General features: G+C 46.6%; 23 protein-coding genes. 15 read left to right on the top strand and 8 right to left on the bottom strand.

Translation table 11 applies throughout. The annotated features are described in order from the left end of the window. The first annotated feature begins 62 nt into the window (after positions 1–62). From ACNA7P_RS07240 to ACNA7P_RS07220, 5 genes are all read left to right on the top strand, one after another. Positions 63–1313 carry an HlyD family secretion protein gene (locus tag ACNA7P_RS07240; protein WP_416257954.1) on the top strand — a complete coding sequence of 417 codons (1251 nt, stop codon included), beginning with the start codon at positions 63–65 and terminating at the stop codon, positions 1311–1313. 46 nt (positions 1314–1359) lie between these two features. Then, positions 1360–1560: a hypothetical protein gene (locus ACNA7P_RS07235; protein WP_416257953.1), complete on the top strand. Its 201-nt coding sequence runs from the start codon at positions 1360–1362 to the stop codon at positions 1558–1560. A gap of 370 nt (positions 1561–1930) precedes the next feature. Beyond that, on the top strand, positions 1931–2401 hold the full coding sequence (locus ACNA7P_RS07230; RefSeq protein ID WP_416257952.1) for a hypothetical protein: 471 nt from the start codon (positions 1931–1933) through the stop codon (positions 2399–2401). 136 nt (positions 2402–2537) lie between these two features. Next, entirely contained in the window at positions 2538–2828 is a 291-nt protein-coding gene (locus tag ACNA7P_RS07225; RefSeq protein WP_416257951.1) for a hypothetical protein, read from the top strand. A gap of 17 nt (positions 2829–2845) precedes the next feature. Next, a complete protein-coding gene (locus ACNA7P_RS07220; RefSeq protein WP_416257950.1) occupies positions 2846–4930 on the top strand; it encodes a peptidase domain-containing ABC transporter in 2085 nt (694 codons plus the stop codon). A 144-nt stretch (positions 4931–5074) separates the two neighbouring features. Here the strand turns inward: ACNA7P_RS07220 and ACNA7P_RS07215 are convergent, their stop codons facing one another. Beyond that, the gene (locus tag ACNA7P_RS07215) at positions 5075–6745 is read right to left on the bottom strand and encodes a M28 family peptidase (protein WP_416257949.1); all 1671 of its coding nucleotides are present in this window, start codon (positions 6743–6745) and stop codon (positions 5075–5077) included. A gap of 172 nt (positions 6746–6917) precedes the next feature. Then, the gene (locus ACNA7P_RS07210) at positions 6918–7307 is read right to left on the bottom strand and encodes a DUF4168 domain-containing protein (protein ID WP_416257948.1); all 390 of its coding nucleotides are present in this window, start codon (positions 7305–7307) and stop codon (positions 6918–6920) included. 336 nt (positions 7308–7643) lie between these two features. Here ACNA7P_RS07210 and ACNA7P_RS07205 point away from each other — a divergent pair, with 336 nt between their 5' ends. Then, positions 7644–9182, top strand: a complete 1539-nt coding sequence (locus ACNA7P_RS07205) for an ATP-binding protein (protein ID WP_416257947.1) — start codon at positions 7644–7646, stop codon at positions 9180–9182. A gap of 2 nt (positions 9183–9184) precedes the next feature. Continuing rightward, positions 9185–10576 (top strand): sigma-54-dependent transcriptional regulator, encoded by a 1392-nt coding sequence (locus ACNA7P_RS07200; protein WP_416257946.1) that lies wholly within the window; start codon positions 9185–9187, stop codon positions 10574–10576. A gap of 50 nt (positions 10577–10626) precedes the next feature. Here the strand turns inward: ACNA7P_RS07200 and ACNA7P_RS07195 are convergent, their stop codons facing one another. From ACNA7P_RS07195 to ACNA7P_RS07185, 3 genes are all read right to left on the bottom strand, one after another. Further along, positions 10627–12789, bottom strand: a complete 2163-nt coding sequence (locus ACNA7P_RS07195; protein WP_416257945.1) for a TonB-dependent receptor family protein — start codon at positions 12787–12789, stop codon at positions 10627–10629. 70 nt (positions 12790–12859) lie between these two features. Then, positions 12860–14008, bottom strand: a complete 1149-nt coding sequence (locus ACNA7P_RS07190; protein ID WP_416257944.1) for a PQQ-dependent sugar dehydrogenase — start codon at positions 14006–14008, stop codon at positions 12860–12862. Between the two features lie 147 nt (positions 14009–14155). After that, positions 14156–15070: a LysR substrate-binding domain-containing protein gene (locus ACNA7P_RS07185; protein ID WP_416257943.1), complete on the bottom strand. Its 915-nt coding sequence runs from the start codon at positions 15068–15070 to the stop codon at positions 14156–14158. Positions 15071–15387: 317 nt separating this feature from the next. Between ACNA7P_RS07185 and ACNA7P_RS07180 the strand changes: the two genes are divergently transcribed. Together ACNA7P_RS07180 and ACNA7P_RS07175 are read left to right on the top strand one after the other, a co-directional pair. Next, positions 15388–15936, top strand: a complete 549-nt coding sequence (locus tag ACNA7P_RS07180) for a peroxiredoxin (protein WP_416257942.1) — start codon at positions 15388–15390, stop codon at positions 15934–15936. A 137-nt stretch (positions 15937–16073) separates the two neighbouring features. Further along, positions 16074–16604: a carboxymuconolactone decarboxylase family protein gene (locus ACNA7P_RS07175; protein WP_416257941.1), complete on the top strand. Its 531-nt coding sequence runs from the start codon at positions 16074–16076 to the stop codon at positions 16602–16604. A 140-nt stretch (positions 16605–16744) separates the two neighbouring features. Here the strand turns inward: ACNA7P_RS07175 and ACNA7P_RS07170 are convergent, their stop codons facing one another. Genes ACNA7P_RS07170 through ACNA7P_RS07160 form a run of 3 tightly spaced genes read right to left on the bottom strand, consistent with a single transcriptional unit; the run spans position 16745 to position 19117 of the window. Further along, a complete protein-coding gene (locus ACNA7P_RS07170) occupies positions 16745–17437 on the bottom strand; it encodes a hypothetical protein (protein WP_416257940.1) in 693 nt (230 codons plus the stop codon). 8 nt (positions 17438–17445) lie between these two features. Then, positions 17446–18186, bottom strand: a complete 741-nt coding sequence (locus tag ACNA7P_RS07165) for a hypothetical protein (protein WP_416257939.1) — start codon at positions 18184–18186, stop codon at positions 17446–17448. 40 nt (positions 18187–18226) lie between these two features. Next, positions 18227–19117 carry a DUF368 domain-containing protein gene (locus ACNA7P_RS07160; RefSeq protein WP_416257938.1) on the bottom strand — a complete coding sequence of 297 codons (891 nt, stop codon included), beginning with the start codon at positions 19115–19117 and terminating at the stop codon, positions 18227–18229. 128 nt (positions 19118–19245) lie between these two features. On the opposite strand from ACNA7P_RS07160, the gene ACNA7P_RS07155 reads away from it, so the two are divergent. From ACNA7P_RS07155 to ACNA7P_RS07130, 6 genes are all read left to right on the top strand, one after another. Then, entirely contained in the window at positions 19246–20043 is a 798-nt protein-coding gene (locus tag ACNA7P_RS07155) for an undecaprenyl-diphosphate phosphatase (RefSeq protein ID WP_416257937.1), read from the top strand. A 54-nt stretch (positions 20044–20097) separates the two neighbouring features. After that, on the top strand, positions 20098–21171 hold the full coding sequence (locus tag ACNA7P_RS07150; protein WP_416257936.1) for an FAD:protein FMN transferase: 1074 nt from the start codon (positions 20098–20100) through the stop codon (positions 21169–21171). Positions 21172–21572: 401 nt separating this feature from the next. Next, the gene (gene mgtE, locus ACNA7P_RS07145; RefSeq protein ID WP_416257935.1) at positions 21573–22928 is read left to right on the top strand and encodes a magnesium transporter; all 1356 of its coding nucleotides are present in this window, start codon (positions 21573–21575) and stop codon (positions 22926–22928) included. A gap of 165 nt (positions 22929–23093) precedes the next feature. Beyond that, complete coding sequence (ccoG, locus tag ACNA7P_RS07140) at positions 23094–24500, top strand: cytochrome c oxidase accessory protein CcoG (RefSeq protein WP_416257975.1); 1407 nt, start codon at positions 23094–23096, stop codon at positions 24498–24500. 21 nt (positions 24501–24521) lie between these two features. Next, positions 24522–25505 carry a serine/threonine protein kinase gene (locus tag ACNA7P_RS07135; RefSeq protein ID WP_416257934.1) on the top strand — a complete coding sequence of 328 codons (984 nt, stop codon included), beginning with the start codon at positions 24522–24524 and terminating at the stop codon, positions 25503–25505. 100 nt (positions 25506–25605) lie between these two features. Then, positions 25606–26229: a DsbA family protein gene (locus tag ACNA7P_RS07130; RefSeq protein ID WP_416257933.1), complete on the top strand. Its 624-nt coding sequence runs from the start codon at positions 25606–25608 to the stop codon at positions 26227–26229. The last annotated feature ends 5 nt before the right edge of the window (positions 26230–26234 follow it).

Raw genomic sequence — 26234 nt, 5'->3', positions numbered from 1 at the left:
ACCCCCCCCCTAAATGCGCATATGATGGTTAACATATTGGTGTTCAGGGATGTGAATAGCGGATGGCATATAACGGATTATTTAGAGAATCGGCGATAAAAGAACAGGCAGGGAGGCTTGAAGGCGATGTAATCATTGCACAGCCTTTGGCGGCAAGTGTTCTCACGTTGATAATGTTCGTTCTCGTCGCATTACTCGTTACCTTTCTAGCACTCTCATCATTTAATCGAAAAGAAACCGTTTACGGATATTTAAAGCCAAGTTTAGGCTTGGCTAAAGTTAGTTCTCCCCGCTCTGGTGTAATTCAGCAGCTTTATATAGAAGATGGCCAAGAAATTCTCGCCGGCGCTCCAATAGCTCTCATTCACATACCTGAGCATCTAGCCGATGGTAGCAGTTTGGCACAAGGCTTAATGCAGGGGTTAGAGCATCAAATAAAGCTTATCGATATTCGTGAAGAACAAATTCATCAACAAACGCAACAGCAAATACTAGAAACGCGGCGACGTTTGTTCTTGGGTGAGCAAATGCTGGGCGAACTTGAAGATCAACGTAATCTTATACAGCAACGTTTCACTCTCCATCAAAGCCGTTACGATACCTATAGTAGATTACAAGAAGATGGAGCGCTCTCGGTTCATGACGTTCAACAGCAAAACGAAGTTTTGCTTAATCTTCGCCAACAACTCGCAGAACTAAATGCTAGTTGGCAGCAGCAACAAGGCTTAATTGAACAACTTCAGGGGCAACTTGAGCGGTTACCCGTTGATAGAGCGCAACAACTTTCATCGTTAGATTCTGAGCGAGCACGAATACAGCAACAACAAGTAGAATTAACCGCCCGTAATGAACTCCTCATTACCGCCCCAATTGGCGGGCGTATTACCAATATGGTCGCTGATATTGGCACCACAATAACTAACCAACGGCCTTTCCTTACTATTCTTCCTGATAACGCAGAACTACAAGCAGTTCTATTAGTGCCCACCCGGGCATATGGCTTTGTACAGCCAGGGCAAAACACACGAATTCGCTTTGATGCTTTTCCGTATCAACGCTTTGGATTATATGACGGGGAAGTAGTACGCACGGCACAGGCGATAGTACTTCCGGGGGAAGTAGATATGCCTGTAGCCGTGCAAGAGCCTGTTTATCGAGTAGAGGTAACACTGGGCTCGCAAGAGATCCGCGCTTACGGCAATAGTGTCCCGCTGCAATCGGGAATGCTATTAAGCGCAGATATCGTGCTTGAACAACGCAGTTTACTAAGCTGGTTGTTTGAGCCGATCACAAGCCTACGAGGACAAATATAGTCTCGTAGGCCAACCATAAACGTAAATCGTCTCAAGGAGAGATACTATGCAAGAATTAAAGTTTGAGCAAGTGGAGGAAGTGAGTGGCGGAGCTAGAATGTTGTTGATTGGTTACACTTTCGGCAAAATTATGGATGCCATAATAGATGCGAATCATCCTGACAATTACAAAAATCCATGTGAGGGAATGAGCGCTCAGGATTGTGTTGATAACGTAACACAAAATGATAGTAGCGGTATGTTGTAATACTATTAGATTAGTAGTGGATAATAGAAGCCATCTAGGTGTTAGCCTAGATGGCTATACAACACATTATTAAAGGTTTTTATATGAGAAGCTTAAAAACCCTAATTGCTTCATGGGTAATACATAGCGTTATTACACGATTTTTGGGGATGCATTATAATTTCATTTTGGAACCATTTGACGTGGGGAAGTTAATGCTTGATATCGCGGGTTTTGGCTTGATTTTTGGTTTTTTATTGCTTTTTTTAAAGCTCTCAGAGGTATTCTCTCGGGGGTAAGGTGTGGTTTCCTTTTGGGATCATAGAAAGAAACCAATAACGATCATTAATCAACCACGCTCAATGTTTTAATTACTCATGAGTTATTTAATATGATTCTTTTTCAAGAGAAAAGACTTGGCAAGTACCTTGCTAAGGCGATAGCCCTAACATTACTAGTCACATACGGATTGCTAATTATAGGCTCTTTTATAATTAGCAATCCAGAAGATGGGCCAGGCGTGGATATATCGATACTTGGTTTTTTTAGAGCGGTTATTCTTAGTCCAGCTATCGAAACAGTACTTATGATTTTTACCACTCAAATTCTGTTAGCCTTTGTTTCAGTCCGCTTGGTATACATCTCTATCTTTAATGCACTTTTATGGGCGGGGGCCCATTCTGTTTTTTACCCTTTGTGGGGGATATTTACATTCTTCCCATTTTTTATTTTTACTAACGCTTATTTAGACTGGAGAAAGCACTCTAAAAAAATTGCATTTTTTGCAGCTTTTTCAATTCATACAGCATTGAATCTCTCTACGTTTATATTGATATGGTTCGAAGGCGTTCTCTTGAGTTAAGAAATGTAACAGAGGGCGGTTTTTTTAGGGCTTGTTATGACAGCTGCAGCATTTTTCAGCTCTGGCTATCTATATGGTAAGCGGCGTCCCCTAAGCAAGAGTCTGAGTCAGGCGTCAATAAAACAGAAGAGCTAATATGTTAACTGAAAAATGCCCCTATTGTGATAAAAAGCTTGTTCTAAAGGACAGGTTAGAGTTAATTTATAAGTTTAATGGTACTTGTAAGTACTGCGGACATGATTATATACCGAAGACCGCATCTCACTATTTTGGTGAAGCCATCGGTGGTGCCGTCCTCGGTATACTACTGCGAGCTCAAACAGATTTTGAATTATTTAGTATTGTAATACTGGCTGTATTATTCGCACTTGTTGTCCACAAGATCACGAGCTTGCTTTATAGTTTAGATCGCCTTGATGATTATTAGTTCTTGAAGGCTTGGAAATGATTTACCAATCAGAAGCCGCTGAATGCGGCCTCGCCTGTATGGCTATGATAGCCAACCACCATGGCCATAAAATCGATTTAACTACCTTGCGAAACCGTTATAGCGTCTCTTTTAAAGGCGCTAATTTGCAGCAACTGATGCTACTCGGTAATCAACTAGAGTTGGCGGGTAGGGCTCTAAAGCTCGATTTAGACGATTTAAAGAAATTAAAAACTCCCTGTATTTTACATTGGGAAATGAACCATTTTGTGGTGCTGAAAAAGGTGCACCGTAATGGCATTACCATTCTCGACCCAGCTATGGGTGAACGTCGCCTGCACATGCGTGACGTGGATAAAGCGTTTACGGGCGTTGCGTTAGAACTTCGCCCTACCCAAGAGTTTAAGAAAATCGATGAGCGAGTACAGCTCGGGTTTACCGCTTTTTGGACCAAAGTTGAAGGCTTGATGCCCTCGCTGGGTAAGTTATTCCTGTTATCTCTGTTACTCCAACTCTTTTTGCTCGCAAGCCCCTACTACACACAATTAGTGGTGGATGAAGTACTCATTAGCCACGATAAGCCTCTATTGCTTGTATTGGCTTTAGGTTTTGGTTTGCTGGTTTTGTTTCAGGTGGTTACGCAAACCCTACGCGGTTGGGTGGTATTGCATTTAGGCTCGGTTATGAGCGTGCAAATGGCTACTAACTTAATGCGCCACTTATTGCATTTACCGCTGAGTTACTTTGATAAACGCCATATGGGTGATGTGGTATCGCGCTTCGGCTCGTTAAACGCTGTGCGTGAATTACTTACGAATAGCTTAGTAGAGGGCATTATTGATGGGCTAATGGCGGTTACTGTATTAGTAATGATGTTTTTGTATAGCCCTAAATTGGCAGTGGTCGTTTTATTAACGGTGCTTCTATACGCTGCGATTCGCTTTATTTTATACCGCCCTCTACATCAACTGACAGAAGCTAGCATCATGGCGGGCGCTAAAGAGCAAAGCAATTTTATGGAATCGGTACGCGGCATGCAAAGCATTAAACTGTTTGGACAACAAACAGAACGCTTAAGCCAATGGCAAAACCGCTATGCTGATGCCATTAACCAACAATACCGATTAGGTAAATGGCAAATTTCGTACCAAACCATTAATCAGTTACTTTTTGGTTTAGAGAACGTTTTAGTGGTGTATTTAGCGGCCCTTGCGGTAATGAGTGGCGATATTACTGTGGGTATGTTGTTCGCCTTCATGGCATACAAAACGCAATTTACTAATCGTATGGCAGCACTTATTGAAAAGCTCATAGAAATAAAAATGACAAGGCTGCATCTTGACCGCCTTGCCGATATAGCCCTCACTGATAAAGAAGATGAAGGTTTAAGCGCTCCCGATAAAGAAATAAGCGGTCAACTTAGTCTTAAAAATATAAGTTTTCGTTATGCTGATAATGAACCGATGTTGTTTAATGAACTTTCAATAGATATTCCCAAAGGGGCTAAAATCGCGATTATTGGGCCCTCTGGCATGGGTAAAACAACATTAATGAAGATCATGTTGGGGCTATTGTTGCCGGAGCAAGGCAAGGTGTTAGTCGATGGTATTGATATAAAGCACGTGGGTTTACGCAATTATCGCAGGCAAGTTGCAGCCGTAATGCAAGATGACCAGCTAATGTCGGGCACGTTGGCAGAAAATATCAGTTTTTTTGATCCCAATTTTAGTATGGAGCGGGTGTTGGCGGTGGCTAACTTGGCGGGCATTCATCAGGATATAAGCGCAATGCCAATGGGTTACAATTCTCTGGTGGGGGATATGGGCAGTGCGCTATCGGGCGGCCAAAAGCAGCGTTTATTGCTTGCGCGAGCTCTTTACCGAAAGCCAAAAATATTGCTGATGGATGAAGCAACTAGCCATTTAGATGTGAGCTTAGAGCAATACGTAAACCAAGCAATACAAAAGCTGAGCATGACACAAATTGTAATTGCTCACCGGCCTGAAACGATTATGAATGCACAGGTTATTTATCAGTTACGCGACGGAAAGTTAAGTGATATTACGGATACTTACAAAAACAATAAAAATCCGAGTTCGTAAGGCAAATCAATTACTATTAAAAATGCCTTCGCCAGTACTATGCACCAAAGAAGGCAATAAAAGTAGCCAATAAAAAAGCTGCCACAACCGAAGTTGCAGCAGCTTGTTAGCATTTAATAGCTAAGGATAATGTTAAGCCGAACCTTAGTTGCGTTGGTCTGCAGTTTCTAAACGCTTCGCTTCGAACTCATTGCCCTGCGCCCATTGTGGCCATACACGGCTGTTGGCTAAATCATTACCAACACGGAAGAACACCCATAAATCTTGGTGTATGCCGCGTAAATCCCACTCCGGGTTAAATTTATCGGCTACTTTGTGATAGCGATTGGCTAGGAAATCTGCCGCTTCTCGCTCGCCGTATTCACGCCCTTCAAAGAAGTGATCAACGCCGCCTTTTGCATACAGCACTGGCACACCTTGCTTGGCAAGGCTGAAATGATCTGAGCGATAGAAAATACCCGCTTCTGGGTTGTTCTCTGGCGCCATGTAGCGGTTCTGGGCAATAACGTGCGGTTCCGCAAAGTTCTGCATATCCGAGTTATTCCACCCTACCACTACGAAATCACGTACCGGACCATGGGCATACAGCATGTCGATATTGATGCCGGCAACAGCTTTACCTAGCGGCATCAACGGGTTTTCACCGTACCAAGCGGAGCCTAACAAGCCGCGCTCTTCAGCTCCCACAAAAGCAAAAACAATGGTTCGTTCTGGAGTTTCTCCAGCAGCAAACTTCTCGGCCATTGATAACAAACCCGCGGTACCCGTTGCGTTATCCTGCGCACCGTTAAAGATTTCACCACTGATCGGGTCTACACCCATGTGATCCCAGTGCGCCATATAAATGATGTGCTCTTCTGGATACTTAGAACCTTCAATGTAGCCGATAATGTTATAGGTATCTAAATCAGAGAACTCATTCTCCACTTCCATAGAAACAGTAGTATTTAACGCAATTGGGCTGAAATCTTCAGCCAAAGCACGCTCATGCGCTTCCGCTAAGCTGATGCCAGCATTGGCAAACAGTTTTTCAGCACTGTTTGCGGTTACCCAACCCTCTAGCTCCACACGGTGCATGTTGTTGTTTTCGGTTTTCATGGTGAAGCGCACAGGTGAGCCACCTGCAATTACACCCCAGCCATAACCTGCAGGGCCATCTTCATGAATAATAATGGCACCGGTAGCGCCTTGGCGTGCTGCTTCTTCAAATTTATAGGTCCAGCGGCCATAGTAGGTCATGGCGTTGCCGTTAAATAGTGCCGCATCTTGTGTAGCGTACCCCGGATCGTTTACAAACATCACTACGGTTTTGCCTTCTACATCAAGGCCTTCGTAATCGTTCCAACCAAACTCTGGCGCTACAATACCGTAGCCTACGAATACCATTTCGCTATCCTGCACGGAAATGGCATCTACTACACGATTGGTCCAGCCCATCATTTCAGAACGGTATTCAAGTTCACTTGCTTCACCGTTGTGGCTGAGCTGCATTGACGTAACGCGGCTTGGTGCAATACGCACCAAAGGTACTGGTTGGGTGTAATCTTCGTTGGTGAACGATTGCACCCCAAGCTCACGAAAAATGGTGCTAATGTAATCAATGGTAAGTTCTTCACCACGCGTACCGGGTGCTCGGCCTTCAAACTCATCGGAAGAAATGGTTTCTAAGTGGCGATAATAGGTATCGCTGAAATGTGCATCAACCAAGCCATCGGCATCGGTTTGTGGTGCATAAGGGTTCGTATCAGTTTCGGTTGCTGGCGAGCATGCAGTTGCGAGCAATAAAGCCGATGCGAACAAAGTAAAGTGTCGCATGATGAGTTCCTCTATCGTGATATGCGGTGGTTATGTATTCTAGCTTTTGTTGTGTGGCCTAATCATAACGGCTGTATGGCAGGAAATGCAATGTTAGTAGCGCACACAAAAAGGGCTGCCAATGGCAGCCCTGTGCTTTGTATCGCTATTCGAATCGTTAGTTCAGTAGCGATTAGCTCTCGCGGTCTTCGCGAATTGCTTCTACTTTCGCCTGTACTTCAGGATCATTCTGTAGGCGATAAGCCAGCGCGTTGTACTCTTCTACTGTTAAGCCAGTTTCTTCTACTGATTCAACCATTTCACGCTGAGCATCCATTTGTAGCTGCTGTGCTTCTTCTTGAGTTTCTACGTTCTCAAGAGCTTCTACAAATTCATCATTAATCCGTTCAATGTGCTCAATTGCATCAACAAAGGTTTCCAACTGCTCTTCCGTTACCGGTTCGTTGGCCATTTGCTCCATTTGTTGCTGAGCGTATGCCTGAGCGTCGTCTTGCTGGGCGATTGCTGGCATCGCGAACATTGCAGCGGCAATAGCAGATAGTGCAAAAGTACGTTTCAACATAGTGTGTCCTCCTTCAAGAACGGTTTGGCCATTCGTTGCAAAAATTTGGCGAAATCGAATGTTTTTAAAAGTTGTCACTAAAGAGTGTTGCGAAAGCCGTGCCAACTTTTGAAGTTCAGGCGTAAACACATGATTTAAAGCATTAATTTTCATTTATGCCAATATTCCCGGCCCGAGCAACTAAGCAAACCGCCTCTATTTGTGTATAATAATGACACATGTGCTAATTCTGACCATGTCACGAGTGTCACTTTTTGATACACAGGCGAGCATGTAACTAACCTATAAGCTCGCAAAGTGGAGGTAGTAGTGAAAAGCGTAATGAGATTAAAGGCGATGAAGGTATTTGAGCTTTCAGGCATGCAACGAGCGCTGCTGCTGTACGTGGTGTTACCGATTCTGGCCGTGGTAGGTATTGGCATTGGTGTGGGCCTCGAGCGCATGAATGTACAGGAATCTGAGCGCCTGAAGGATGATTTGGAACTACTCGGGCGCGCGATACGCGTGCCAGTAGGTGAAGCTTTGGTGGCGGGCGATGATGAAGCGGTGCAGCGAGCCCTTGATTCGGTGTTTGAAATAGGCCGGGTATATGGCGCTTCGGTGTTCGATGTAAATGGCAATCGCGTGGCTTCGGCCGGTATCGCCGAGGCTGATTTATCGCGCAGCCGGGTTGCCCAAGAGCTGGTAATGACGGGCGAGCAGCAGGAGCGGGTGCGGCAGATTTCCGGGATGCAAATGTACTCGCATTTTGTGCCCGTGTTTGATGATTTTCGCCAAGCAAATGGATTTATTCAAATTAATCGCCAAGCTAGTGATTTCGATGCCTCGTTCAAGCGCTTAAGCCTGTGGGCGTGGGGAATTTGGGCAATGATGGCCCTGTTAACGATTACCATTGTGATTTTTGGCCACTATCGCGGCGTAGGCCGCTATGTGAATACAGTGAAACAGAGCATGAACCGTGTTGAAGCGGGTGACAGGGAGCATCGGGCCGCTGAGCAGGGGCCGGGTGAGCTGGCGAATATTGCGCGCGGGCTAAATCAAATGTTGGATAGCATGCAGGCGAATGAGCGCGAGCTTGAGGTGCATCGGCAGCATGAACAAGAGATGGCGAACAAGCTTCAGCACCAAGAGAAGATGGCCGCTATTGGTAGCGTAGCATCGGGTATTGCTCACGAACTCGGCGCTCCGCTTACGGTGATCGATGGCCGCGCTCGGCGGTTACTAAAGGCTACGGATGACGCCGAGAATCATCGGCAACTGCAGGCAATACGAGGTCAGGTGGGCCGGCTTACGCGCATTGTGCAGCAATTATTAAATTACTGTAGGCCTGCAAGTGAGCAAGAATCGATGGTTGCTGCGGTGGCAATAGAACGCTTAGTGAATGAAGTGGCGGCCAGTGTTCGCCATGAGCAACCCGCCAACAGCCCCGAACTGATGATGGATGCAACACCGATACCGCAAGGTTGGCGCTTAATCGCCGATGAGCCGCGGCTTGAGCTGGCGCTGGTAAATGTGTTGCGAAATGCTGCGCAAGTGGCAACGCAGCAGGTGCGATTAAGTACGCAAATTCTACCTTATGCTGAGGCGCCCAAGGAATTGGAACTGAATTCAACTAGCGCTAAAGAGCAACTGTGGCTCTGTATTTGTGTGCAAGATGATGGCCCGGGCCTAGTTGAGGGCGTTAACCAACGTGAGTTGGTAAAGCCATTTTTTAGCACCAAAGGTGAAGGCGAAGGTACCGGATTAGGTTTGGCAATTGTTGATAACGTGGTGCAAGAGCATGGCGGTAGGTTACAGATTAGTAATCGCAATGATGGCTTAAAGGGCTGTGAAGTAAGGTTATGGTTGCCACTTGCTGCGGCGGATAAGGAGTAGGTATGACGCGGGAACGGATATTTATTGTTGAAGACGATCCAGGTTTGGCCGAGCTGTTAGTTGAAGAGCTCGATGCGGAAGGGTATCAAGTGCGCCATCAGGATACTGCTGAGGCGGCATGGCCTGAAATTGAAGCGTGGCAGCCAGAATTGGTGATCAGTGATTTACGCTTGCCCGGCGCCAATGGCATGAGTTTAATTCCGAAGATAAAAGGCTTGCCAGTGGCGCCAGCGATGCTGCTGATTACCGCCTTTGGCACGGTAAACCAGGCTGTTGCGGCACTAAAAGAAGGCGCGGATGATTTCCTTACTAAGCCTTTAGATATGGAGCATTTGTTACTTACTGTGGCGAAACTTCTGAACCACCGCCGATTAACCACCATGGTGGCAACCATGCGCGCGGAAACCAGCGCCAGCACATTTTATGGCATGTTTGGCAAAAGCCGGGCCATGCGTGGGTTATATCAGCAAATTGAACAGGTAGCGGGAGCGGATACGGCGGTATTAATTTTAGGTGAAAGTGGCACCGGTAAAGAGTTAGTAGCACGTGCCATTCACGCTGAAAGCCAGCGTGCCGAGGCGCCTTTCTTGGCGGTGAACTGTGCGGGTATTCCTGCGGAACTGATGGAATCTGAGTTCTTTGGCCATGCGGCGGGCGCCTTTACGGGCGCGCAAAAGGCCCGAGCAGGCTTACTAAAAGAAGCTGAAGGTGGCACCTTGTTGCTAGATGAAATTGGTGAAATGCCGCTCAAGCTACAAGCGAAATTGTTACGGGTACTGCAAGAAGGCACTATGCGGCCGGTAGGCAGCGATAAGGAAACTTCGGTAAATGTGCGGTTATTAGCAGCAACTCACCGAGATTTGGAGGCGAAAGTGCAAGCCGGAGAATTTCGCGAAGATTTATTTTATCGTTTAGAAACGCTGGCGCTACAAGTACCGCCTCTGCGCGAGCGCGCCGATGATCGTGAGTTACTGGCGCAGCAATTTTTGGCCGATTTAACCGCCGACAAAGAACAGCAGCCGATATTTAGCGCTGCGGCTATGGATTGTTTATATCAATACCCATTTCCAGGGAACGTGCGCGAACTGCATAATGCGATTGAGCGGGCGGTAACCTTTTGTAATGGCAACAGCATAGAAAAAGAGCATCTTCCAGAGCGTATTCAACAATACCAAAATGATGCATTGCATGAGCTATCGGCAGATACTAATGGCAATGGCCTTTCAGCAAGCCAAGAAGAACCCGCGAAAGCTCTGCGGCCGCTCAGTGAAGTGCAGCAAGAATATGTACGTTATGTACTGCGCGAAACCAGCGGCAACAAGCGTAAAGCGGCGGAAATTTTAGGGGTTACACGGCGCACTTTATATCGTTGGCTTGCAGAAGATAGCAGTTAGTTTGTGCATCGCCACTCATTGCCACTAGTGTTCAGGCCATCAGAGTAACGCTACCAACGCAGCGTTACTCCCGCCATCCAAATGCGGCCCGGCGCAGGCTCGAACGAGCGGCCATTGCCTTGGTTCACTACCACCGAACCAACGTAGGCTTTGTTGGTAAGGTTATCTACCCGCAACCATGGTTGAATGAGTGTATTGCCGCGCAGTAATTCGGTTTGTGCGGCGATGCCCCAAATGTGGCTGCTTGGTGAATACATGCTGTTGGCATCATCCACGGGCACTGCGGAGCGATAGTGATGATTAAGGCGCAAGCTAAGAGGCTGCCATGCACCTGTAGCTACTGGTTGCCACTGCCATTGTTGGAAGAAATTACTGCGGGCTAAGCCGGGTAAACGGTTGCCGCTGTTGGTATCACCCGCCACATCGCCGTAAGTAGCGTTCAACCAGGTGTAACTAGCGCGCCAACTCAAAGCATTACTGAGCGCATAGCGGCTGCTAACCTCAAACCCTTCGCGCATGGTGCTGGCTGCATTTCGATAGGTAGTGCGGCCATCCATGCTTTGGTCTACCACTAAATCATTTTCGCTATCTACGATGAATAATGCACTTTGCAGATACCACGCGGTACTTTGCATTTTAATACCCAGCTCATGTTGGCGCACTTTTGCTGCAGCGAGCGCGGTGTTTAAACCGGTTCCTTCGTTGCGGTAGGCCATCTCGGTAAGCGTGGGCGTTTCAAAGCCTTGGCCAGTGCCAGCAAATACGCTTAGCGTATCGGTAACGGCGAAATTCAGTGCTGTACTCCACGCATTTTCTTGATAGCGCACTTCCCCGCTATCATCTGGATTGCCCGGAACAATAAAGCGATCCGCAACGCTGAAATCAATATTGCTTCGGCGCGCCCCTGCTACCCATACCCAGCGCGGATGAAACTGCCAATCGCTGATTACCGATACATCACGGCTTTCTACTCGGCCGGTTTCATCACGGCGCAGATCACCGCGCTCTCCGAAGTTGTTCACAAAGCCGAGCCGCTCATCCTTTTGATATTCTTGGTCTATCGCAAAGGTAAGCTGCCATGGTGTTTGCTGCAGTGGTTGCAGGGTACTGGTTAGGTTTAGGCCACGGAAATGTCGGGTTAAATCGATTACCGCACCGGAACTGCTAATTGCCGTGCCCGGAAACGCGAGGTATTGCTCAATTTCACGTTTGCCGTTCCATACCGAAAATTGCCAATCGGCAAGCCATTCGTTGGTGCCTTGCTCTCGCGCTCGCAAGGTAGCTGATTGTTGGCGGTGCCGAATGGTTTTTCGGGTTCCAAATGTAGCCGCTTGGGGTGCGGTTTGTTTAGGGTTTTCTTGCCATTGCTCGGGGCTTAAAGCCAGCGGATCTTCGAGTAGCGGCGCATCGTTGTCATCGATACGCACAATAAGCTCGGCGAGTTCACCAATATCGCGATACCAGCGTAACGCCCACTGATCACGTTCTACCGAACCGTTGGGCCGATCACCATCGGTGCGAAAGCGGGCATAATCGAAGGTAAATGCTTGGTTATCAGCCGCATACACACTGCGTAAATGTTGCCGTGCGCGATTGGCGCTGCCGGCACTAAAGCTTGCCGCCACAGTGCTTTGTAGCGGGCGGCTGGTTTGTAGATCAATAACGCCACCGGCTGAATTACCATGAATAGCCGCAAGTGGCCCTCGCAGAACTTCTACACTGCTAGGCTCATCAAGCAAAATACTCGATGTTTGTGCTTGCCCATCGGGCATAGAAAGTGGAATACCATCGAGCCGTAACCTTACCCCGCGCACTCCAAATGCGGCACGGGCACCGAAGCCACGTAAGGTAATGCGGGTATCTTGGGCGAAGTTATAACGGGTATCTACCTGTAAACCGGCAATCCCTTCCAGTAGCTCAGCGGCATCGGTGCGCATACCGGGAGTAAGTGTATCTACATCTATGCGTTCCACCGCAGCCGGTGTATCAAGCCAACGCCGAGTGGTGCGCGTGGCGGTAACCACTAGCCGTTCAATATTCTCGCCTTGCACTTCGTTCGTTGCGCTTTGTTCGGTGTTCGCCGCAGCGGGGTTTATCCCTGTGATAGCGGCAACAATGGCAAGCGCGCACAGCGATGGTTTAAGCGCAGGGAAAGAAAAGCTCGCTGGGGAAGCGAGCTTTTGTGGAGCGATTACATTTGCTAAGTACTGCATGCATTACCTCAAAATTACGGCTACAGAAGCCAAAGTATTGGCTTCTGTACCTGCTTGTTTGCTTATGTCGCTATTCAGCAGGGCGCAAACGTAAAATTTTTGCATTTTCTCGTTCATCGGTAAGTAAGTAGATATAACCATCTGGACCCACACGAACTTCCCGAATACGGTACTCCATTTCCATCACCTCTTGGTGAATTACCCGATCACCATCAACTTCTAAGCGCGCCACTTGTTGGCCGCGTAATCCCCCAGCAAGAATATTACCTTCCCATGCAGGGAATTTATCGCCACGGTAAAAATTCATACCAGAAACAGCAATTGATGGAGTCCAGTGCCAAACGGGTAGTTCCATTCCCTCATTTTGGAAACCTACAGCTTGTGGAATCTCACCACCGCCATACTGCTCGCCATGGGTAATTACGGGCCAGCCATAGTTTTTGGCAGGTTCCGGAGCGTTTACTTCATCGCCACCCTGAGGGCCATGCTCTACAGCCCAAACTTTGCCGGTACTAGGTTGAATATCGATACCTTGAATATTGCGATGGCCGTATGAATAGATTTCTGGCAACGCACCTTCGGTATTTACGTAAGGGTTATCGGCAGGTACTGAACCATCGGGATGAATCCGAATTAACGTACCCGTATGGCTATCAAGCTCTTGAGATTGCATCATTTGATGGCCGCGATCACCTAAACCTACAAATAAGTGCTCACCATTCGGTGTGAATACCATGCGCCCACCATAGTGGCGGCCGCCATCTACTTTCGGATAGCCGCTAAATACGCGAGTAAAATCATGCAATGCACCATTTTCTAAGCGCGCATGGGCTACAGCTGTGCTGGTAACATTACTGCCTTCCTCTTCGGGCTCAGACCAACTGATATAAATGCGTTGTGATTCGGCGAAATCGGGTGCTAGCGCTACATCAAGCAACCCACCTTGGTTACGCACTCGCACTTCTGGCAAACCGGAAATAGGCTCACCTAATGTGCCATCGGCTTCAACAATACGTAAACGGCCCGGTAACTCGGTAACAAGCATGCGGCCGTTATCTAAAAAATCGATACCCCATGGCCGAACCAAGCCGGAGGCGACAGTTTCCACTTCAACATCTACCCAACGGGTTTTAATAGTATCTGCATGCGCACTCAGTGTAGCGGTACCAAGAGCGGTTGCTGCGATTATAGCTGTGGTGCTGATCATAGATAATTTCATCGATCGTTCCTCCGTTTTATGCGGTTTATTACCGCATTGCCTAGTGATTAGATCAAGTAAAGGCTAAGTAAACGCGGCTAGTAGCTAGTTGCACACGATATGCTGCGCTGTTAATGCAAGCTTTAGCGCTAGCACGAAAGTTAGCAACTAGCGCAATGTTGCTTCGGGTAATAATTCAGCAAGAGTTTCCGCCAATTTGCGGAAGGTTTGCCGGCGGCTAGTGGTAGGCCGAAATACCAACCCGATCTCGCGATAGGCTTCACCATCGCTAGGATCTTTTATTACTAAATCGGTACCCGCCAAAATGCCAGCATCAATCGCTAACTGTGGCACAAAGGTTGCGCCGTTTAATGCTTCCGCCATTTGAATCAAACTATGCAGGCTGGAAGCGGTAAATGGATTGATTTTTTCTTTGTTGCCGAGCCGACAAGCGGTAACAGCGTGGCCTGTCATGCAATGTTCTTTTTCGAGTAAGAAAATACTTTTATCGGGAAGCTTGTTGTAATTTACCGGATCGCCAGCTATTTCCGCCACCGCCGGGGCAAGTACCATCTTGAAGGGGTCTTTGCCTACGATCCATTGTTGGTTACCTTGCAAATCTACGGGTAATGCCAGAATGAGCACATCTAATTCGCCATCCCGCAAGAAATTCATGAGTTGCTGGGTAGTATCTTCGCGAATTAGTAATTCGAGCTTGGGATACTGTTGTTGTAACGTTTTACTGAGTACACCTAGCAAAAACGGGCCGATTGTAGGAATGCAACCAATGCGCAGTGGCCCTTCCATTACATTCCCTTGGCTTTGCGCGTAGTTTACCAATTCTTCGGTGCTGGTAAGAATAGCGCGCGAACGCTCTACAATTTCTTCGCCCATAGCGGTGAATAAGAATGATTTATGATCACGTTCAATAAGTTGGCAACCGAGTTGCTCTTCTAAGTTTTGAATACCACTACTCAAGGTAGATTGGCTTACAAACGAGGCTTGCGCGGCTCGATTGAAGTTTTGGTGCTGGTGAAGTGCGAGCAAATAGCTCAAATTCTTTAAACTTGGAAGTTTACTCATGAAGCCCTCATTGGTGTTGCGCCTTAAGTTTTTCTGTTGGTTACCATTCGCAGAGCGATACCGGCACAAAGAAAAAACGAACAATTAGTTTATCCGATTATAGTAATAGTTTTTCTTCGTTTTAATCAATCCGATCAAGTAATTACTATACGCCTCGAGTTTTGCAGTAGGTAAACCTAGACGTTTGCGCCATTTCTTCTGCTGGCATTGTTGTTAGCTTGTACACGAGCTAAAGGCTTAGCACAGAAGGGTAACGGACCAAAAGCAATGGGTTTACTAATAACTTTTCATCTCAAAGTATTCCTTGGAGGGAACAGATGTTAACAATCGGCGATAAATTACCAGAATTTTCAGTAGTTGCAGCGAAGCCTGGCTTTAACATGCCAGAAGAGAATGGCGTAAGTGCATTTGAAACTATCACGCAAGATAGCTTCGAAGGAAAGTGGAAAGTTATTTTCTTCTATCCAAAAGATTTTACCTTTGTATGCCCAACCGAAATCGTTGAGTTCGCAAAATTAAACGAAGAGTTTGAAGATCGTGATGCTGTGGTACTTGGCGGCAGCACTGATAACGAATTCGTGAAGCTTGCATGGCGTAGAGAGCATCCAGATTTGAACGGCTTAAATCAGTACTCGTTTGCTGATACTTCAGGTGCATTAGTAGATGGCTTAGGCGTTCGCGACAAAGCTGAAAACGTAGCACTGCGGGCTACATTCATTGTAGATCCACACAATGTAATCCAGCACGTTTCTGTAAACGCGTTAAACGTTGGCCGTAACCCAGCTGAAATCGTTCGTATTTTAGATGGTTTACAAACCGATGAATTGTGCCCTTGTAACCGCCCACTAGGTGGCGACACTCTGTAATTGCAGAGTTGCATAAGTGCATCGTAGTGAGCAATGAAGGGCAGCATAGCGCTGCCCTTTCATCAGCACAGCAACACTACGGAACAAGCACTATTTACTAAAGCGCGCACCAAATTATTTTTTCAGCTGGAGGCATTATGAGCATCGCAGATTACAAACAATTGCTTGGCGATCACGGCAAAGACACCAAGTTAAATTTATCAAACTTATTTAGTAACGTTGATTCCTCAGGTTTAACAGCTGGCCAGTTTTATGGCACTGCGTTATCGCTGGTGTATGCAATGAATGATAAAGAGCTTATTGCTGCAGTAGAAGCTGAGGCAGAAGGCAAAGTAGAAGCCAATGTAGTGAGCGCTGCGAAGTTAGCTGCAACCTTAATGGCCATGAACAACATTTACTATCGGTTCTTACACTTATGCACCGATAAACAGTTTGCCAAACTTCCGGCTGGCTTGCGTATGAATGGCATGGCGAACCCGGGTGTTGATAAGGCAGATTTTGAACTATTTTCCCTAGCAGTATCAGCATTAGCTGGCTGTGGTATGTGTATTGATTCGCATGTGGGTGTGTTGCTGAAGCATGATATTTCTGCGCAAGGCATTCAAACATCAATTAAGTTAGCTGCCGTATTAAATGCAGCTAGAACGGCACGCTCGCTTGCTGAATAAGCAATATGTTTAGCGTGTCATAAATCTGACACCTTAGGGGGCTAATATCTCTCCTAGTTTCCCTGGGGTGTAAGTGAACTGCGGTTGTTCCCCCATAAAACCGTACTTTTAGCCCGCCATTCCTCATGGCGGGCTTTTTTTTAGTGCCATACCAGTAATAATCGCTGTTCCGCACCATGGCCCACGAGGTGCAAGCTACTTTGGCCAAATTCGCTTTCACCATGCTCTATCATTGCGCGATTTAATTGCATAACCTGCGTTATGGGCTGAGTGGCGTGGTAATTACCGTTCATGTGCAGCTCGCAACCAAAGGCTTTGCATTCCCCAACCTGTATGCCTAAATTGCGTACATGTTCGTTGGCAACAAGAAAATCGGTAAGTGCGCGCTGCGTATCTGGGCGTGGTTCGCTGGTGGCAAACTCGTTAATATCGCTATGGCGGCTGTTCTGAATGCCCGTGGCAAAATCGGCTAACAATTGGTTTAGGCGCATGGTTTCTGCCGTAGCGCTTTGCTCGCTGTGCGCTTCCAGCACATCAAGTTCAGCCCGAACTGCCGCGATTTTAGCTTCAAGATCGGCAATTCGGTGGCGATCTGTATCGTACTGGTAGGCGCGCTGGGCACGCGCATATTCTTGTTCTAGCGTGTCTTCTTTCGGCCGTGCGCTGCTTTGCTGTTGGCCTTTACCTTGCGTGAGGGTACCCCCTTCTGCTACTTGCTGCATACTGTGCTCGGGGCTATCTGTAGCGCTAGTATGCATCGCACTGAGTTTGCCAAAGTAACCCCATGCCAACAGTAAAGCGGCGATGATGGGGATAAAAATAATGTGAATCATGGTTTTATTCATGGTTTACGGCCAATGATTAAGCGAATTCTGTTGCTAGAAGGAGAGCTGTGAATACTAAGGCTCAAGTATGGGTGATAGCGAATTTGCTTACCCGATAAGGCTTGGTGCTCTGCTTGCATTAACGAATAAAGGTGATCGGGAAGCTCGCTAAATTGCAGATCACAGTGGCTGTGGGTGCAGATAAAGCTCTCGAAATATTCCTCAAGTTCAGCATTTTGAAACCCGATTTGCTGGTAAAAATCCTCTATAAAGTTCTGCTCATCACTAAACTGCCAATCATCGGTATGCATCGCGAAGCGTTCATGCAGAGGGATAAGGCCAAAAGCTACGCTGGGAACGGCGGCTCGAATTGTTGGATCGGTGGTTTCTACGGCGATAGTATTTAGGTAATCTAAACGGCGTTGCATTTGGTCCATCTCGGCAAGTTCCGTAACGGGCACAGCCCTAGTTTGCCGTTCAAGTTCGGTGAGTAGGGTTTCGTATTCTTCCTCTAAAGCTGCTATCTGCTCTGCAAGCGCGTCAGCATCCGGATACTCCGCTTGGCTGCTAGGTGCTTGCTCTTCAGGCTGAACGGAAGCGGGTGTGGTGGATAGCGAAGAAGTATCCGCCCCTAATCGAGAGGCGGCTGCATTTGCTTGCCAGCGATTATATACGCCCACTAGTAATATGGCGCATATACAGAGATAGAGAATAACTAAGTGCCGCTTACGCAGGCCTTGCTGAACATTGGGTTGCATACAAATCCTTCTGCTGCTCGATAGTTATCTTAAGAGCAGGTTATGGCGTTTCCTTTGCTCCATTTTTAAACAATTCTTCCAATTGAAGCAAGCCCCTAATCACGAGTGCGCCAATAATAAATGCTACAACGGCATAAACTATTCCACTGGAACCTAGCTGTTCGCTATAGCGGGTTGGGCTTACCAGTTGGTTTTCCATTTGCCACGGCCAAATGCGAAATAGTGCGCCGAGCACAATACCAGAAAGTAATGCCAACATCGCATCATGAGCGCGCTTTAATGCGTAACTAAGCACTCGCGAGAAAATCATCAGCCCAGTGGCACAGCCAAGTGCAAATAACATAAGTACGCTAATCTGTAGTTCACTTACGGCGGTGGTCATGGGCGCATACATGCCCATGATGAGCAGTAAAAAACTGCCGGAAATGCCGGGTAAGATCATCGCGCAAATGGCGATAAAACCAGCAATAAAGAACAACCAAGCAGAGGGGTTGGTTTGCATCGGGGTAAGGGTAGTAATCAGCATTGCGAATATGGCGCCGAGCACAAACAAGAGCGAGCGCAGTAGATTCCACTTTATGTTGCGCACTAGTAATGGCAATGAAGCAATAATTAAACCATTAAAAAACGCCCACAGCGGTACGGGGTGGAATTCGAGCAAAAATACGATGAGGTTGGCAAGGCTAAAGATGGCAAGCAAAATGCCGCCGAACAAACATAATAAAAATGCCCCATCGATATGCCGCCAAAGTGCTTTTAAATGCCCCCGAAAAAGCAGGCGCACTGCTTGCACATTAAATGCAGTAAGGGCTTTTAGTAGCCGCTCATAAATACCTAGAATGAACGCTAAAGTACCGCCAGAAACACCGGGCACAATATCGGCAGCACCCATGGCAAGGCCTTTAATTAACCACTGTAAGTAGTTTTTCATGAGTAGATTCTTCCGCTGAAATTTTATTGAGGAAGTGTACCTTATTGGTGATTCAGTGTCTTTCTCTGCTACAATCGCCGCCTTATTTTAACGTATTTTTGTTCGCTTTCAGTAAAACGGAATTAGGTATGGATTATATCACTGCGTTTTGGCTCGCTTTAGTACAAGGAATTACCGAGTTTCTGCCGATTTCTAGCCAGGCCCACTTGGTGCTTGCCGGGCAATGGCTTGGCGATGTTTATCAAGGGCTTGAGTTCGATGTGATTTTACATGCGGGCTCTCTAGTGGCGGTGGTATTGTACTTTCGCAAAGAAATTTTCACCATGGCACGAGATTGGTTGGGAGCACTGGCTGGCGGCGAAAAAACCAAAGATTCCAAGCTAGCATGGTGGGTGATTATCGGCACTATCCCCGCAGGTGTTTTGGGGCTTATCTTTAAAGATGCCGCTGAGGGTGTTTTACGCGGCGAAGTGATCATGGGTATCGCGTTAATCGTATTCGGTTTGTTACTTGGTTTCGCCGATTGGAAAGGCCGGGGAACCCGAAATGAATATTCATTATCGTTAAAAGATGTACTGATTATCGGTTTTGCCCAAGCACTCGCGTTAATTCCGGGCACATCACGCTCGGGCATTACCATGACAGCAGCACTATTTTTAGGCATGAGTAGAGAAGCCGCCGCGCGTTTTTCGTTTTTGTTATCGATCCCGATTATTGCGGCGGCGGGCTTATTGCTCACGCTTGATTTAATGCGCAGCGGAACCAGCATGGGCTGGGATGTGCTACTCATTGGTTTTGTGGCTTCTGCAATTAGTACTTATGCATGTATTCATTACTTTTTAGCTTTTATTAAACGCATTGGTATGCAGCCGTTTGTAATTTATCGGTTGGTGCTTGGCGGATTATTATTGTGGTATTTTCTATAATAGTGAGTAAACAGCATAGCGTTGAGTTTAAGCACATTAAATAAGGTGGTTTTTGTGATAGTGAATCAACAGATACAGGTGGGTATGCAGCAATTGAAAGTAGCTGTAGCGATGCTTGCTACAGTTATAGTGCTTAGTGCGTGTAGCCCCGCTTCAGAGCCGCAGCCGAAAGTGCTTGAAGGGCAAATTTTCGGCACTTACTTTCAAGTATCGATTGGCACTCAACATGAGTTTGCTGAAGATGAAGTGCGTGCAGGCGTATTGGCTGTGCTTAATGAAATCGACCGGCAGATGTCTACCTATCGCGATGATTCGGTACTAAATCAGATAAATCGGGGCCCTATTGGCGAGCCCGTAGCGGTTCCGGAAGAGCTCTTTTATGTGTTGGCGCTCGGTGCTGATATTGCCGAAATATCTGGCGGCGCGTTTGATTACACTATTGGTGGGTTGGTTAATCTGTGGGGCTTTGGCCCAGAGGGCAGAATCACTCGGGCCCCAGATACGGCAGCTTTAGAGCAGCGTTTAGCTGAAGTTGGCTATCGCTATGTAGAGCTAAACCATGCGGAGCAAACGGTAACACGCCATTCGGATGTGTTCATCGATTTATCTGGTATTGCGAAAGGTTATGCGGTTGATGAAGTTAGTAATTACTTACACTCGCTAGGGATATTGAATCACTTGGTTAATATAGGTGGAGATTTAATTGCTCAGGGCATGCGCAGCGATGAACGGCCATGGCGAATTGGTATAGAAGCACCGAATGATAATCAGCAAGTTGTGCGGCATATTTTACCATTACATAATATTGTTATGTTGGGTTCGGGCGATTATCGTAATTACTTCGAGGAAGATGGTGTTCGCTATTCTCATACTATTAACCCAACCACAGGCAAACCTATTGCACATCGCTTAGCGGCCGTTCATGTGCTTGGCGATAATGCTGCAGAAGCCGATGCCTTCGCCACAGCGCTCTTGGTTTTGGGCGAAAAAGAGGGTTTGCAGTTCGCCAATACGCATAATATTGCCGCACTATTTGTGTACCGCGATGGTGGTGAGTTTACCAGTGTGATGTCGGAATTATTTAGCCGCAACCATGCCGATACGATGGAAATTCCTACAACACTCTAATGGTTCTGTGATGGCCTTTTTACTTGACCAGCGCAACGCTATTTTTTAAACTTATACCATGTTTTTAAATGGAGAGAGTAAGTCTTGGACAGTCCACGACGAATATGCCGTTCACGTTCGTTAAATTCCCAGTTACTCTGATTCAGTGTCACTGCGACTTTATCGAGCTTGAACGCTTACGGTAAAGTTGCAGCAAGCATTTCGGCTAACACCTTTTGTTAGCTATGTTCGCTAGCCTCAATTTGCATACCGATTTTACATCCGTGTTTTGTCTTCGCGCTCTCCTCGCAAGAAAGGAGTATATCTGTGCGTTATCAACTATATTTAGCTCCACAGGCTTGCTGTAACTTATCAAGCACCCAGTTAGCCATTACTCAGATATTCGGCAAGGAGCGTTGCGTATGACATACGAAGGTTACGAGCACCTCATCGATTTAGTTGCCCAAGGCGACGATCAAGCGCTCAGCGCAGCCTTGGCTGATATCCCTGCAGCCGATGTGGCTGAATACATCGATCAAAACTTTGAAGTTTATAGTGCCCTTGCCTTGCTCGATAAAATGCCAAGCGAGCAACAGGCTGAAGTATTCGGTTATTTACGACCAAGTAATCAAGAAGATTTGGCCAGCCACATGGAAATTGGTGTGTTGGCGCAGTTATTTCGGGATATGTCGTCGGATGAACGAGCCGATGTATATTCATTGCTTGATGTAAAATTACAAGACGCGGTAATGCGCCGGCTGGCGAAAAAAGAGCGCGAAGATTTGCTCCGCTTAGCAAGCTATGAAGAAGGCACCGTGGGCTCGGTAATGACATCGGATTATGCGGTAATTCCTGTTACCGGCACAGTAGATGATGCGTTGCGCCGGTTGCGCCAAAGCGCGCCGGAAAAAGAAACCATATATCAAGCCTATGTAATTGATAAAGATCATAAGTTACAAGGCGTGGTGTCACTACGTCAGCTCATTACGCTGGCACCTACTGAAAAAGTAGAAGACATCATGACGCGTGATGTAGTCCTACTTACCCCGGAAATGCCACAATCGGAAGCGGCTCGTATTATCAGCCGTTATGATTTAATCGCGATTCCAGTGGTAACGGATAACGATGTGCTGATCGGCATGGTTACCTTCGATGACGCAATGGATGTTGTGGAAGAAGAAGATACCGATACCATGCATAAATCGGCAACCGTTGGTAAGTTGGAGGGCGGTATCAAAGATGCGAGCCCCTTTTTAATCTACCGCAGCCGTATTAATTGGTTGGTATTACTGGTATTCGCAAACATTTTTTCGGGATTGGGAATGATGTATTTCGAAGAAGTGATTGCTACTAACATTGCCTTGCTATTTTTCCTACCTTTATTGATTGCTTCTGGTGGTAACACCGGTGCCCAGGCGGCAACACTGATTGTGCGTGGTATGGCCACAAATGATGTTGAGAAAAAAGATTGGTTTTATATGCTGGGTAAAGAGATGCTGGTATCAGTGGGCTTGGGTGTAACCATGGCCGTTGCCATTTCCACTGTAGCATTTTTCCGAGTAGATCCAGTAATCATCCCAATTGTGGCGTTGAGTATGATTAGTATTGTGCTAGTGGGCAGCTTCGTAGGGATTTTATTGCCATTTTTACTCAAGCGCTTGGGCTGGGATCCGGCGGTTGCAAGCGCACCGTTAGTAACCACAATTGCCGATGCTGGGGGAGTACTGATTTATTTCGGCATAGCTGCGGCATTTTTAACCCTTACCCCACCGGTGTAGGGTTGATCTAGATCAGCGAACGGCGCTGATCTTTCTTGGGAATGGGCGTATAATCAACCCATTCCCAGGTTAGATTAGATGATAGGACATATCGTGGTTGATCAAAAGGCAGAAAACACCAAGGGGCAACACGCAAATGAGCAGGTTACCGCTCAACCTATCCAGGTGCAGCCAGCACCGCCTAAAAAGAACGTTTCCATTCAAAAGCCGAACACGAGTTCGGGCGCTAAACCACCCGGTAACAATCAAATTTATGTGCGGGAAACCGAAGGTAAAGTAGAAACTACCCGGCGCGTGCTTGGTTTTTTACTCATGGCCTTATTTGCCGCATTGCCATGGCTAACTTGGAATGGCGAGCAAGCCATTTTATTTAATATCTTCGAGCAGCGTTTTCGTATTTTTGGCCTTACATTGTGGCCGCAAGATCTGACAATTTTAGCGTGGATACTGATGATATCGGCGTTCGCGTTATTCTTAATTACCACGTTGTTTGGCCGTGTATGGTGCGGGTTTACCTGCCCACAAACTACTTGGACCTTCATTTTTATGTGGTTCGAGCGCAAAATTGAAGGTAGCCGCCATCAGCGTATGAAGCTTGATGAGCGGGCTATGGATGCGGATAAGTTTGTGCGCAAGTTTCTCAAGCACTCGGCTTGGATTATCGTGGCTTTACTTACCTCTCTTACTTTCGTGGGCTACTTCTCCGAAATTCGCCCACTCTTTGTTAACTTCTTCACCTTCAACGCGAGCGCCTGGGCTACCGGGGGCGTGCTGTTCTTTACCTTTGCCACTTATGGTAATGCGGGCTGGATGCGGGAAATTATGTGTACTCACATGTGCCCCTATGCGCGCTTCCAATCTGCCATGTTTGATAAAGACACCTACATTGTGGCGTACGATGTTGAGCGTGGTGAGCCACGTGGCCCACGCAAGCGCAAGGTAGATCCGGCGAGCATTAATAAAGGTGATTGTATCGATTGCAACTTGTGTGTGCAGGTGTGCCCTACTGGCATTGATATTCGTAATGGTTTGCAATATGAGTGTATTAGTTGCGGTGCCTGTATTGATGCTTGTGATGATGTAATGGAAAAAATGGGCTATCCGAAAAAACTAATCAGTTTCACTACGCAAACCCGTTTAGAGGGCGGAGAAACAAAAGTATTTCGCTTTAAGAGCGTAGGTTACGGCATCGCGTTGATTGTGTTAACTGGGCTATTGGTGGCTGATATCCTTTTACGTATACCGTTGGAATTTGATGTAATTCGCGATCGTAATACCTTGTATCGAGAGAACCAACAAGGTTGGGTAGAGAACGTATATACTTTGCGGATGACCAATAAAGCACAAGTGGCGCAAACGTATCGTGTTACAGTAACAGGTATTAACGATATGCAATTGCAAGGTATTGAAGAAGTAACGCTCGGTGCTGAATCTACCGAATCTGTGCCGGTAACCGTGGCGGTAGACCCCTACTTCTTGGAAATGCCCATGGTAGAAATTCAGTTTACCATAGAAGCCATTGATGACGCCCGTGTTCGGAAGAATGTGCAAACCAACTTTATTTATCAGTAACACGAATGATGGGAATTATTTTTGGCAGAATTTAGCTTTCAAGATTTAACACCAGATTTTATTCTCGATGCAATAGAAAGCACAGGCCTGTACCCTACGTCAGGCCTTTTGCCGTTAAATAGCTATGAAAATCGTGTGTACCAGTTTTTAGCCGAAGATAACAAACGTTATGTAGTGAAGTTTTATCGGCCCAATCGCTGGAGTGATGCGCAAATTGAAGAAGAGCATGAGTTTACCTTTGCACTGCATGAAGCGGAGATTCCCGTAGTATGCCCGCTGCAATTACCAACCAGCCTGTTGCACTATAAAGGCTATCGGTTTGCACTATTCCCAAGTATTGGTGGCCGAGCACTTGAACCGGAACAGCTAGAACAGCTTGAAGATCTAGGGCGTCATTTAGGCCGTTTACATATGGTTGGCCGCGCTAAGCCGTTTGCCCATCGAGTATCGTTAATTGATTTAGATATACTGGCGCAACATGAGCAGCGGTTATTAGCCTGCCCGTTATTGCCCTCTGCTTTGCAAGCGCCCTTTGCGGCAATTTTAAAGGCGGTAATCGCGCGCCTAAAATTAGTGCCATGGAATGATTATCAACATATTCGTTTGCATGGTGATTGCCATATTGGCAATTTATTGTGGCGGCCAGAAGGTTTAACGCTGGTGGATTTTGATGATTGTAGGCAAGGGCCAGCGATTCAAGATTTGTGGATGATGCTCTCTGGTGAGCGAGCGCAACAGCAATTACAGCTAGAAACTTTACTGGAGGGTTATGCGGAGTTTGCTGATTTTAATCGAGCCGAACTGCGTTTAATTGAACCTTTGCGTGCGTTTCGAATCATTCAATACATGGCGTGGCTAGCGGAGCGGTGGATAGACCCGGCATTTGAGCGCAGTTTTAGTTGGTTTGCAGAGCCGCGCTATTGGGAACAACAAATTTTAACGTTGAAAGAGCAGCTTGCTGCGTTTGATGAAGAACCGCTGCGCTTGCAGCAGGGTTTCAACTAACGGCATAATGCACATACTTGTAGAAATATAACCTGTAGTAGCGAATAACGAACTTGTTCTAATTTTGGCTACGTTGTAGATGAAGTAACAAGGAACCATCATGAAAAAATTAATAGTGGCATTAGTAACCTTGGTATTCGTGGCGCTAACGCCAACGCAAGCACAAGAGTTTCAAGAAGGCGTGCATTATCGGGTAATTGGCGATACGCCAAGCCGAGCGCCAGAAATAATTGATTTCTTTTCGTTCTACTGTGGTGGTTGTTATCAATATGCGCCATTCAGCGATATGTTGGCAGAAGAGTTTGGTAGCAGTTTTAACAAATATCATGTGAATATTGTGGTTCCAAATGCTGCTATTCGCGATAATATTCAAAGCGTTTGGGCTACTGCAATAGTACTCGGTATAGATAAACAATTTAAAGAGCGAGTATTTCAAAACCACTTTGTTCGTAACCGCATGAGCAACAGTGTTACCGAATTGAAGCAAATTATGCTTGATTTAGGTGTGGAAGAAGAAATGTATAATCGTGCTACCAATAGTATGCAGGCACGTAGTTTGGCGAATCGTATGAGTTCGTTGCAGCGGCAATTCTCGGTTAGCCGCACGCCCACGTATATTGTAAATCGTAAATATGAAATGTTACCGGGCGGCTTTAATAATTCGAGTAACTTTTTTGAAGATTACTTGCGCTTAGCGCGTTATTTAGTTGCGAAAGATTTTTAAGCTCC

Source organism: Aliidiomarina sp. (genome assembly GCF_047920995.1).
GTDB lineage: Bacteria > Pseudomonadota > Gammaproteobacteria > Enterobacterales > Alteromonadaceae > Aliidiomarina.
The sequence above is the reverse complement of the archived record's forward strand: the minus strand, read 5'-3'. Positions and strand labels throughout refer to the sequence as shown.

Excerpts from the sequence above, each read along its gene's own strand:
- ACNA7P_RS07190 (WP_416257944.1), bottom strand. The coding sequence starts at position 14,008 with ATGAAATTATCTATGATCAGCACCACAGCTATAATCGCAGCAACCGCT.
- ACNA7P_RS07225 (WP_416257951.1), top strand. The coding sequence starts at position 2,538 with ATGTTAACTGAAAAATGCCCCTATTGTGATAAAAAGCTTGTTCTAAAG.
- ACNA7P_RS07185 (WP_416257943.1), bottom strand. The coding sequence starts at position 15,070 with ATGAGTAAACTTCCAAGTTTAAAGAATTTGAGCTATTTGCTCGCACTT.
- ACNA7P_RS07175 (WP_416257941.1), top strand. The coding sequence starts at position 16,074 with ATGAGCATCGCAGATTACAAACAATTGCTTGGCGATCACGGCAAAGAC.
- ACNA7P_RS07235 (WP_416257953.1), top strand. The coding sequence starts at position 1,360 with ATGCAAGAATTAAAGTTTGAGCAAGTGGAGGAAGTGAGTGGCGGAGCT.
- ACNA7P_RS07165 (WP_416257939.1), bottom strand. The coding sequence starts at position 18,186 with ATGCAACCCAATGTTCAGCAAGGCCTGCGTAAGCGGCACTTAGTTATT.
- ACNA7P_RS07160 (WP_416257938.1), bottom strand. The coding sequence starts at position 19,117 with ATGAAAAACTACTTACAGTGGTTAATTAAAGGCCTTGCCATGGGTGCT.
- ACNA7P_RS07230 (WP_416257952.1), top strand. The coding sequence starts at position 1,931 with ATGATTCTTTTTCAAGAGAAAAGACTTGGCAAGTACCTTGCTAAGGCG.
- ACNA7P_RS07210 (WP_416257948.1), bottom strand. The coding sequence starts at position 7,307 with ATGTTGAAACGTACTTTTGCACTATCTGCTATTGCCGCTGCAATGTTC.
- ACNA7P_RS07220 (WP_416257950.1), top strand. The coding sequence starts at position 2,846 with ATGATTTACCAATCAGAAGCCGCTGAATGCGGCCTCGCCTGTATGGCT.
- ACNA7P_RS07215 (WP_416257949.1), bottom strand. The coding sequence starts at position 6,745 with ATGCGACACTTTACTTTGTTCGCATCGGCTTTATTGCTCGCAACTGCA.
- ACNA7P_RS07200 (WP_416257946.1), top strand. The coding sequence starts at position 9,185 with ATGACGCGGGAACGGATATTTATTGTTGAAGACGATCCAGGTTTGGCC.
- mgtE (WP_416257935.1), top strand. The coding sequence starts at position 21,573 with ATGACATACGAAGGTTACGAGCACCTCATCGATTTAGTTGCCCAAGGC.
- ACNA7P_RS07205 (WP_416257947.1), top strand. The coding sequence starts at position 7,644 with ATGAAGGTATTTGAGCTTTCAGGCATGCAACGAGCGCTGCTGCTGTAC.
- ACNA7P_RS07170 (WP_416257940.1), bottom strand. The coding sequence starts at position 17,437 with ATGATTCACATTATTTTTATCCCCATCATCGCCGCTTTACTGTTGGCA.
- ACNA7P_RS07195 (WP_416257945.1), bottom strand. The coding sequence starts at position 12,789 with ATGCAGTACTTAGCAAATGTAATCGCTCCACAAAAGCTCGCTTCCCCA.
- ACNA7P_RS07180 (WP_416257942.1), top strand. The coding sequence starts at position 15,388 with ATGTTAACAATCGGCGATAAATTACCAGAATTTTCAGTAGTTGCAGCG.
- ACNA7P_RS07155 (WP_416257937.1), top strand. The coding sequence starts at position 19,246 with ATGGATTATATCACTGCGTTTTGGCTCGCTTTAGTACAAGGAATTACC.
- ACNA7P_RS07240 (WP_416257954.1), top strand. The coding sequence starts at position 63 with ATGGCATATAACGGATTATTTAGAGAATCGGCGATAAAAGAACAGGCA.
- ACNA7P_RS07130 (WP_416257933.1), top strand. The coding sequence starts at position 25,606 with ATGAAAAAATTAATAGTGGCATTAGTAACCTTGGTATTCGTGGCGCTA.